9 protein-coding genes are annotated in these 9,070 nt (G+C 32.1%); all 9 read left to right on the top strand.

Annotation, left to right across the window (positions count from 1 at the left end; all coding sequences use genetic code 11):
• Positions 1 to 795 precede the first annotated feature (795 nt).
• The 9 genes from SJY30_RS18745 to SJY30_RS18705 all read left to right on the top strand — a co-directional run bounded on the left by SJY30_RS18745 (position 796) and on the right by SJY30_RS18705 (position 9,015).
• On the top strand, positions 796 to 2,115 hold the full coding sequence (locus SJY30_RS18745; protein WP_396633609.1) for a phage integrase SAM-like domain-containing protein: 1,320 nt from the start codon (positions 796 to 798) through the stop codon (positions 2,113 to 2,115).
• Positions 2,116 to 2,119: 4 nt separating this feature from the next.
• Entirely contained in the window at positions 2,120 to 2,419 is a 300-nt protein-coding gene (locus SJY30_RS18740) for a hypothetical protein (protein ID WP_396633608.1), read from the top strand.
• A gap of 10 nt (positions 2,420 to 2,429) precedes the next feature.
• Positions 2,430 to 3,203, top strand: a complete 774-nt coding sequence (locus tag SJY30_RS18735; protein WP_396633607.1) for a hypothetical protein — start codon at positions 2,430 to 2,432, stop codon at positions 3,201 to 3,203.
• Between the two features lie 69 nt (positions 3,204 to 3,272).
• Positions 3,273 to 3,557 carry a helix-turn-helix domain-containing protein gene (locus tag SJY30_RS18730; protein WP_396633606.1) on the top strand — a complete coding sequence of 95 codons (285 nt, stop codon included), beginning with the start codon at positions 3,273 to 3,275 and terminating at the stop codon, positions 3,555 to 3,557.
• Positions 3,558 to 3,575: 18 nt separating this feature from the next.
• On the top strand, positions 3,576 to 4,208 hold the full coding sequence (locus tag SJY30_RS18725) for a hypothetical protein (RefSeq protein ID WP_396633605.1): 633 nt from the start codon (positions 3,576 to 3,578) through the stop codon (positions 4,206 to 4,208).
• Between the two features lie 177 nt (positions 4,209 to 4,385).
• Positions 4,386 to 5,729: a hypothetical protein gene (locus SJY30_RS18720; RefSeq protein ID WP_396633604.1), complete on the top strand. Its 1,344-nt coding sequence runs from the start codon at positions 4,386 to 4,388 to the stop codon at positions 5,727 to 5,729.
• A gap of 197 nt (positions 5,730 to 5,926) precedes the next feature.
• Positions 5,927 to 6,277 carry a hypothetical protein gene (locus tag SJY30_RS18715; protein WP_396633603.1) on the top strand — a complete coding sequence of 117 codons (351 nt, stop codon included), beginning with the start codon at positions 5,927 to 5,929 and terminating at the stop codon, positions 6,275 to 6,277.
• A 96-nt stretch (positions 6,278 to 6,373) separates the two neighbouring features.
• A complete protein-coding gene (locus tag SJY30_RS18710) occupies positions 6,374 to 8,296 on the top strand; it encodes a phage tail tape measure protein (RefSeq protein WP_396633602.1) in 1,923 nt (640 codons plus the stop codon).
• 2 nt (positions 8,297 to 8,298) lie between these two features.
• Positions 8,299 to 9,015 carry a hypothetical protein gene (locus tag SJY30_RS18705; protein WP_396633601.1) on the top strand — a complete coding sequence of 239 codons (717 nt, stop codon included), beginning with the start codon at positions 8,299 to 8,301 and terminating at the stop codon, positions 9,013 to 9,015.
• Positions 9,016 to 9,070 lie beyond the last annotated feature (55 nt).

Below are 9,070 nucleotides of genomic sequence, written 5' to 3'. Positions count from 1 at the left end.
TAAATAAAAAACGAAAGTTTTTTTACCAAAACATAACTGCATGATTTTGAAAGCGTTGGAGAAGGATAAAATGAGGTGATAATTCAACCATTAAAACCACTGCAGCATTAAGTAACATTTTTCACTAATAATCCTGCTAATATTTTAAACCACAAACCTTAATTCAAAAGCTAGACAAGCTTCAAAAACTCATCATCTCGTCTATCTATTACTCGAATAAAAACAGAAAAACATATCAATATTTAATTTTCGCCCTTACTAATTGACAAAATGGATAGTCAAAAAAAAAGTGTATTTATTTCTACACCTATATAATGTGTCTAATTATTGATGCAAGCAAACAGAAGATTATTAAACAGCTATTCATTAAAAACCATTACAATTTGAGCTTATGCCATACAGAATAATAAATCTTGATTATCCAACTGTACTTATATATTCAAAAAATAACAACATCAAAACATAGTAACACAGGTATACAGATGTGCGTTTTTCTAAAAGTACTCTCACAGAATTAAAACTATCGCATTATTTAAAACAAAAAAAAGGTCCTGCAAAAGCAAGACCTTAGATTCAAGTGACCTCGAAGGGATTCAAAGTTTTAGATTTACTAAAAATTCAAAAACCCGCACAATCATATCAAATAGCCTTTAAACCCATTGTTTTAGGCTTGAAATTGAAATATAAATTAATTTACAAAAACCAAAATGATTCAATAAGTTCTAAAACAATTCAAAAATGTCGGCTAAATGTCGGCTAAATATATATATTTGTAATGTTCAGATTATAAATAAAATGCCAATATCATTTCTCATTCAAAGTAAAAAGAACCCTGCACCTATATATATACGTGTTACAGAGGGAAAACAAATAGATGCTAAGGTCAGAACCAATTTTGTAATTGACCCAGACCGATTTAACAAATCACAGATAAAAGATAGAACATTACCAAAAGGTGCTACACCCGAGATTAAGGCGGAAATAATTAAGGAGAATCAAAACTTATCTGATTTACGCAGTGAACTTGAAAAATTAAAAAAGCAGGTTAGTACATTAATCAATCAAAGGCAAAAAGATGAGGTTGTAAATGCCGATTGGCTAAGAACTATAATTAACCCAAAACAGGGTTTTACTAAAATCCCAACTTTACTAACTGATTTTTTTGAAGATTACCACCAATTTAAAGATGATAACTTAAAGAGGGGTACCATCAAAAATAACAATGTAATAAAGGCTAGAGTTATTGAATTTGAAAAGGATTTTGGAAAAGTCAAAGTTCAAGACGTAAATAAAAAATTCAGTCTTGCATTTCAGAAATGGTCTAAAGAAAAAGGTTACGACCATAACACTACAGTAAAATCCATCAAAACAATTAAAATGATTTGCCGGCACGCTAGAGATAGAGGTGCCAAAATAAGTTTTGAATTAGATACTATCAATAAAGGTCTTAGGTATAAAAACAATGAACCAATCTTTCTTTCTTTAAAAGAAATTGATTTAATAATCAATGCAGAAATGAGTAACGAACGATTGGAAATTGCCAGAGATTGGCTAGTAATTAGTTGTTTTACGGCACAACGAGTATCTGATTTTTTAAGGTTCGACACTAAGCGCATTATTGAATTAGACGGTGTAAAATTTCTTGATATTACCCAAAGAAAAACCCAGTCACAAGTTCTACTACCTCTTACACCAGAGGTATTACATATAATTGATAAATGGAATGGAAATTTTCCGCCATTATATTCTAAAAATGTTGCGAGTAATGAGGCTATGTATAATGAACACATTAAAACAGTTTGCAGTTTAGCCGAAATTGACGAAATGGTAACCGCTAAATTAAAGAATAAGAAAACCAACAGATACGAAACAGTTCAAGTACCAAAGTATAAGGCTGTAAGTTCACATATAGGTCGCAGATCTTACGCAACTAACTATTATGGAAAAATACCCACACCATTATTAATTAGTGCAACTGGTCACAGTTCGGAAACACAATTTTTAAGATATGTCGGAAAAAAAGGAACGCATAACGCAATGGCATTGGCACGTGCTATGAGGAATCTAGCATCAATTTCAGAAGGTACAGTTCAATTAAAAAAAGTAAACAATTAAAATCATGACAGACAACGAAAAAGATCAACAGCTAGCTAAAGAAATTGAATCTAATACTAAAATTAAAGAAACAGATTTACAACAGAGTTTTATGTCTATGTCAATTGATATTGTTCAGCATTTTAAAAAGCAATTAGATGAAATTGAAAATTTGGATGAAACACAACATTCCATTCGAAAGAATGAAATCAAGGCAAGTCTATTTGATTTTTTAATAAATGATAGTTCAATGGTTAAATCAATTAACGAACCATATCGAAATTTAATAACTAAAGAATTTACCCAATTATCAAAATTACTATAAGAATTATTTAATGGACATTTTTGATACGATAGATGATTTTTTTGAAACAATAAAGGATCCTCGGAATATTTCACCTACTGACTTTGCAAAATATTATCCAGACAAGTACAACCCAAAAAGTTTGAATAATGACGAATTATATAATTATTTTGACCAACTGCAAAAGTTTAATAAAACGAGTGAGTGGAAAGGTTTCAAGCCATTAACCCCGAAAATCGTAAAAATCCTTCTAAAAGTAGATTCTGAAAACAAAGATTTTGGATTAAAGGCAATGGCTTATTTTGTTTCTGTCGAAACTAATGCAAATGCTTTTTCTCTTAATTATGCAATTACAGATGGCATACTATCAAAAGTTGAAAGGAATCAATTATTGGCATCGTATTCTGTTTTTTTTGGAAATATAAAATCTGTAGTCTTACTAGAAATGAATGCTATAATATCCAATATTCAAAAACACCATTTTTATTGTGAAATTGGGGCTCTTTTTGCTCAGGATTTTATAAAAAAAACAACTGTCCGAGGATTGGGTGCTACATATTTTTATCAATCTAAAGAATTTTCCAGTGTAAATTCACTTTCTGATTATATAAGAGAAGAGGTTCTAAAAACTTCTCAAAGGGTTCGACCATATATAAAAGACACATTAAACAATAATGGAGAAAAGAACCTTTTTAAAAAAACCCAACTTAATAAAATAATTGAATATTGCAACGAAAAGAAAATTGTTATAGCTCCCGATTTTCAAAACAAAATAGACATTTTAAAAAATATGAACCAAAACTGAACTGGTTCACCCCTACTAAATAAGTAGGTTATTTAAATATTTGTCGAAGTATTAATAAAATATTTCGATATGTCAGGTACAATTCAATTCATTAACACTACACCAGATCACCTCATTTCAGAGGTAGAAAAAAGATTGGATTTAAAAATCAATCTTTTAAAAAAATCATTTACTCCAAAAGAACCAATTGAGTATCTCACTAGGCATGAAACCGCAGAACTTTTGCGTGTCAACGTTTCTAGTATAAATAATTATACAAAGAAAGGATTATTGACATCCTATGGCCTTTCTGGTCGTGTTTACTACAAACGAAAAGAGGTTGAATCTGCAATTATTCAACTTAACAATCAATAATCATAACCAGTATACAAAATGAAAGTAGTAGGAAAACAAGAAGTTTTATCTATTGATGAAAATAGAATCAAAGAAGATATAAAAGAGATATTTGAAACCACTCCAAAAATCTATAATTATTTAATTGATTCGACCGAAAGTTATTTAGGTTTTGAAATATCAGAAGATCAGAAACGATTAGTAATTAAAAGGAAAGTTTCTGCAGTTCTTCAAATTCTAAAAGACAAGCACAACATGCCAACCGCTAAGGATGAATTTATACTAGGCATACACAACAAAGACATCAACCCTTTAAATCTAATTTTTAATAAATACAGAAGTGTAAAAACTTCAAATTTGGACAGGTACTATTTAAATAAAACTGGTTTTGTTGCACACAAAGAGTTGATTGATGAAATTAGAGAGAATCACACCTATTACATCAAGAACGGCAAACAATCTGCAGTATTTAAGCATGCTAAAATAATAGCGGATGCAATCAACAACGCAAGAAAAGATAATGCAATACAGATGCCTGTTACATCTGACAAATGGAATTACCCAGATTATAAAATTTTCGGGTCTCTAAATGATTTTTTAAAGGACCACCCACAGGGTAACGATTATATAGTTGTACCGGATTGGGAAAAAATTTACAGAATCAGAGAATAGTCTCTTGTATAGTTTTTTGATTAAAGGCCTGCGGTATAATGCCAACGGTCTTTTTTTTTAAAAGCAAAAACCGCTACAGCTGCAACGGTTTTTGTGAATTGTTCAGATTCAAAATCAAATGCAAGCACAATGAAGTTTTGTGCATTTAATAATCCAAATATACCAAAAAAACCTAAAGTGTTAGACCACATTAAAATAGTCGTGAAAGACATGGGTGAAGTGAGTCGTATTTGGAACGACCCAAGACTGATTTGGTATAGCAAAACAGAAAATTTATCTACTATAGACTGGGAATTAATCAAGTGTAAGGAAAGAAAAGTATATAAAAATATAAAATTTGGTAAAACTGATTACGGTTTACATGTTCTTTTCTCCCCTCATAAATTCAGAAACAATGATATTACGAACGCCAATGATTTAAAGTCAATAGATTGTATTGAAACCATTAAAACAATCATAGAATTGTTAAAAATAGATGATGTAGAAAAATGGAAAATAATTAATCTTGAAATGGGTCTAAATTTCATTATGCCTGGTTATGGAAAAGATCTGGTAATGTTCACGGAATACTGGAAAAAGACCCTTTTCAAATACGATAGATCACTTGCTTTTTCTAAAAAGGCAGTCAACCAAAGAAACGGTAAGGACTGCACCTACAAGCGTTTAAAATTATATTGTAAATACACACAATACCCTAAGCATTGCCCACCTGATACCGTTAGACTTGAAATTGCTAGTGGTCAAAGTAGATATATCAAAGGAAAATTAAACATTGACAATATTGAATGTCTATTGAACCCACAAGTATATGAGACTATTAAAAATGAACTAATACAAGTGGTAAAAGATGTTTTGATTTTGGACCATAAGACAGGGTTCGAAAATCTGAACAAAAAAGAAAAACTAAAACTAAAAGAATATTTAACTAATCATACATGGTATATACAGACCCAAAAATATGCTAATGGATTTTGGCAAATGAAACAAAGGTATTTTCAACTTTTGGATAAAACTGGTCGAAATATTCACACCGACCTACTCAATATTATTACTACCAAACTAGATGAATTAACAAGGCAAACACGTTTAAATTCCACAAACAAAAAACTAGCTTCAAAGGAACCCCAAACACGTTTAAATTCCACTGTAGATAAGGGTGGTATATCAACGTATGAAGATTTATCCAAATACAGATGTAAAGTAACCGGGTTGATATTAGAAAATGAGGGACCCGTTAAAGAGGGTGAGAGAGTACCGAACTACATAAGATCGAAAACTTTAAGGTACCTGCAGATAAATGACCCACAAACATTTGAACGATTAAGAATGGATTTAATTCCAAACAACAAACATTCACGCCCCAAGTTCGAAAGGTCATTGATAACGCACATGTGTAAGCAAGTACGTAATCGGTTCCACAATTCAATAAGAATAAAACAGAAAGGTTATAACAAACCAAAGCCAAAGTTTAATGAGCAATTGAATCTATACCAGGCATTTGGTTTAGATCATGCGAGTTGATTAAAGCAATAACAATGAGATATGCAATTAAGGTACTGTAAACCAAAATAAGACCCCACGCAATACGTTGCGCACGGCATAATTTATACACTTGACATTTTTTTGACAACTGCAACACCCTCTGCAACAAAATATTAAGTGCAACAGAGAAAATAGACTAAAATTAACGGTGTTTCACCACTTTAAAACAAAACGAAATGTTATTGAATAAAAAAGATTTTGCAGCCGCATTGGAAATAAATTTTTCAACATTAAGGTCTCATATAAAGAGAAATAAAATTTATACAACTGGTGAATTAATAGATACCGAATCTGAATTGACTATTAATTACATTAAAAATCATACTGATAGATTGGGAATAGATTTAACGAAATATCATAGAAATTTAAATCTTCAATTAAAGAGAAAAATAAAAGTTCAATTGATAGATGAAGTAAATATTATAATTGACAATGCAGTAAAATCCATAAAAGAAGATACTGCGAATAAAATTGAACAATTGGTAAATGATTATTTAGTGGCAGAAAATAAAATCCCAAAAGAATAATATTAATAACTCTGTTAATAGCCTGTTGGCAAATCAGTTTTCAAAATGGATTCTACACCAACCATTTGTATAAGTTTATAATCTAAAGTTCAGATAATGAGTACAGCAACAATAAAAATACCTGCAGAGTTTAGAGCCGTCGATAGGTTCAGCCATGTATTGAAAAAAATGGGTGTAGGTACCCAAAAATTTGCCACCGTTGGTATAGCATCAATAAAGAGATTTGACAACAAAATAAACCAGTCATTTAAAGCAATGGGGAAAATTTCCCAACTGGCATTAGGTCTGGGGATAGGTGCAGTTTTCAGTACTGCAATACAGTCAAATTTAGATTATAATGAATCTTTAATGTCCGTTAGTTCTATAACCGGGGCAACCGGAAAGAACCTAACTATTTTAGAGGGGCATGCAATGGACGTTGCCAAAGCCACTAAGATGATGGGTAAAGATGTGTTATTCGGTTTTGAGCAAATTGCAAGCGCACAACCCGAATTACTGCAAACCCCTAAAGCATTGGCGCAAATAACCAAAAATGCAATAACGTTATCTAAAGCAGCAAAAATGGAACTGGGAACCGCAGCTGATTCACTTACTACATCTTTAAATCAATTTGGTTTAGGTGCCAATAAATCGACAATGGCAATTGATGCACTCGCAGCAGGTTCTATCTATGGGGCTAGTAAAATACCAGAAACCGCACAAGCCTTGCAAAAATTTGGTACAATAGCAGGTGCTACAGGAACCAAATTAAATGAATCGATTGCATTGGTTCAATTGGTATCTAAGTTTGAAAAAGGAAGTGAAGCAGGCAGTAAACTTCGTAACATTTTAGCAACCATGGCTAGTGCCAAAATATTACCATCGGCACACTTAAAGGCACTCAATAAAATGGGTGTTGATTTGGACATAGTAAGCAATGCCGCATTACCGTTTAATCAAAGATTATTGGAATTTTCAAAACTTGGTAAGGATAACACGGCAGTACTGCAGGTTTTAGGTAAAGAAAATGCGGCATTAGGTCAGGCACTTTTTAATAATGCCAGTGGGTTTTCTGCAATGTTGACTAATGTAAATAAGGCAGGTGCGGCAGAACAACAGGCCGCAATCAATACAAAGTCATTTACTGAAAGGTTAACCGCAATGAAAAATCAATTTTTAAATGTTACGACCGCCACAAATTCTAACAACAAAGCACTTACTATTTTGGGCAGTTCAATGGATTGGGCTGCAAACAATATGGAAACATTAGTTGGGATTGGTGCAGGTTTGTTAGGAACCTATGCAACCATGAAAGCATTAATTTGGGGTACACAAGGGGCAATTATTGCATATAACATTGCATTAGGTGTACAATCTGCATTGAGCGGTACCGCATCAATAGCAATTGGAAAAAATGCAGTTGCACTAGGAACATATAAAACTATTCAAATGGCAACCACGGGTGCTACTTGGTTGGCAACAGCTGCAACCACCGCACTAGGGGTTGCAATGAATTTAGGTTTGTGGCCAATACTGGCAATTGTTGCTGCAGTCGCAGGTGTAATAGCGTTATTTTATAATTGGGATAAGGTTACCGCATGGTTTGGCAAACAATGGGGAAAATTTACTGATTGGATTGGTGAAGCATGGGGCAACGTTGTAAACTGGTTTAAAGAATTCGATTTTATAGGATTTTTTAAAGGTATTGGGCAGAGTATTTTAAAATTCTTATTAATGCCAATGCAGCAAATGCTTAAACTAGCTAGTAATATACCTGGTAAAATCGGCAACATAGCAACCACGGCATTAGGGAAAATTGGAGATTTAACGGGAAGTGGTGAAATAGCAGTAAAGAACAAATTAGAGCCGTTGGATGGTCCAGAAATAAAAGCAGCGCAAAGGGATGAAGGAATTAAAAATGCTTTATTGAAAGGCTCTTTAAATGTAAATATTTCCGATCCTGGCAATTTTGTAAAATCTACATCAAGCGATACCAAAGGATTACCGGTTAACCTAACAAGAACCCAAGGAGCATTTTAATTATGGAGTGGCCAACAAGAAACGAATTAAGTATTTGCACATGCTACCAAATTATAGGTGCAGGTTGGGCATATTGGAATTCGGAATCTAAAATGATTTATGAATTTGATATAAATGGAAACCTTATTGGAAACGATAAAAGTGAAAAATGCCCTAGTAATTTGTATACACAACTTGGTAGGGTATTTTTAAAATCAATGTCCGGTGTAAATATGTCTTTTCCTAAAAAGGATGTATTAGATATTGAGAATGTATATGATAATACTACGCATGAAATTTTAAATAATGAAATAGCATATTCCATAAGACAAAAATTACATGTCGGAAATAAAACGGGAAAATCTTTACCAATAAAAAATAAAATTATGAATGAAACATATTTAAAGTTGAACGATCAAGCACTATATAATGAAATTTTTAACCTCGGTGTTACTTCCGGTATTACCGCAGAACGAAAAAGAGTTAATTCATGGTTAGAAAGTGGCATAAAGAATAAATGGCAAATAAGAGACGGAATAAAATCTGGAAAGTCATTTGCAGATTTTCATCAATCGGAAATTAATAATTTTTATGGTGTAGTAGATGAAAAGATTGATTCTAAATTTAACTTTACCAACGGTCAACAAAAAAATATTGTTGAAAATAAAGAACCTGATCACTACCAAAGATTAGAGGCAAAAGATTTTTATGATGAGGTTGACAGCCTATTGAGAAGATAGTACGTTTAAGATTGATTATTATTTGGTTTGACCCACTGCACTAATGTAGTGGGTT

This window comes from Maribacter sp. R86514 (assembly GCF_044597005.1).
In the GTDB taxonomy this organism is placed as follows: Bacteria; Bacteroidota; Bacteroidia; order Flavobacteriales; family Flavobacteriaceae; genus Maribacter.
The sequence above is the reverse complement of the archived record's forward strand: the minus strand, read 5'-3'. Positions and strand labels throughout refer to the sequence as shown.

Coding starts and splice junctions, on each gene's coding strand:
- SJY30_RS18745 (WP_396633609.1), top strand. CDS start 796: ATGCCAATATCATTTCTCATTCAAAGTAAAAAGAACCCTGCACCTATA.
- SJY30_RS18740 (WP_396633608.1), top strand. CDS start 2,120: ATGACAGACAACGAAAAAGATCAACAGCTAGCTAAAGAAATTGAATCT.
- SJY30_RS18735 (WP_396633607.1), top strand. CDS start 2,430: ATGGACATTTTTGATACGATAGATGATTTTTTTGAAACAATAAAGGAT.
- SJY30_RS18730 (WP_396633606.1), top strand. CDS start 3,273: ATGTCAGGTACAATTCAATTCATTAACACTACACCAGATCACCTCATT.
- SJY30_RS18725 (WP_396633605.1), top strand. CDS start 3,576: ATGAAAGTAGTAGGAAAACAAGAAGTTTTATCTATTGATGAAAATAGA.
- SJY30_RS18715 (WP_396633603.1), top strand. CDS start 5,927: ATGTTATTGAATAAAAAAGATTTTGCAGCCGCATTGGAAATAAATTTT.
- SJY30_RS18710 (WP_396633602.1), top strand. CDS start 6,374: ATGAGTACAGCAACAATAAAAATACCTGCAGAGTTTAGAGCCGTCGAT.
- SJY30_RS18705 (WP_396633601.1), top strand. CDS start 8,299: ATGGAGTGGCCAACAAGAAACGAATTAAGTATTTGCACATGCTACCAA.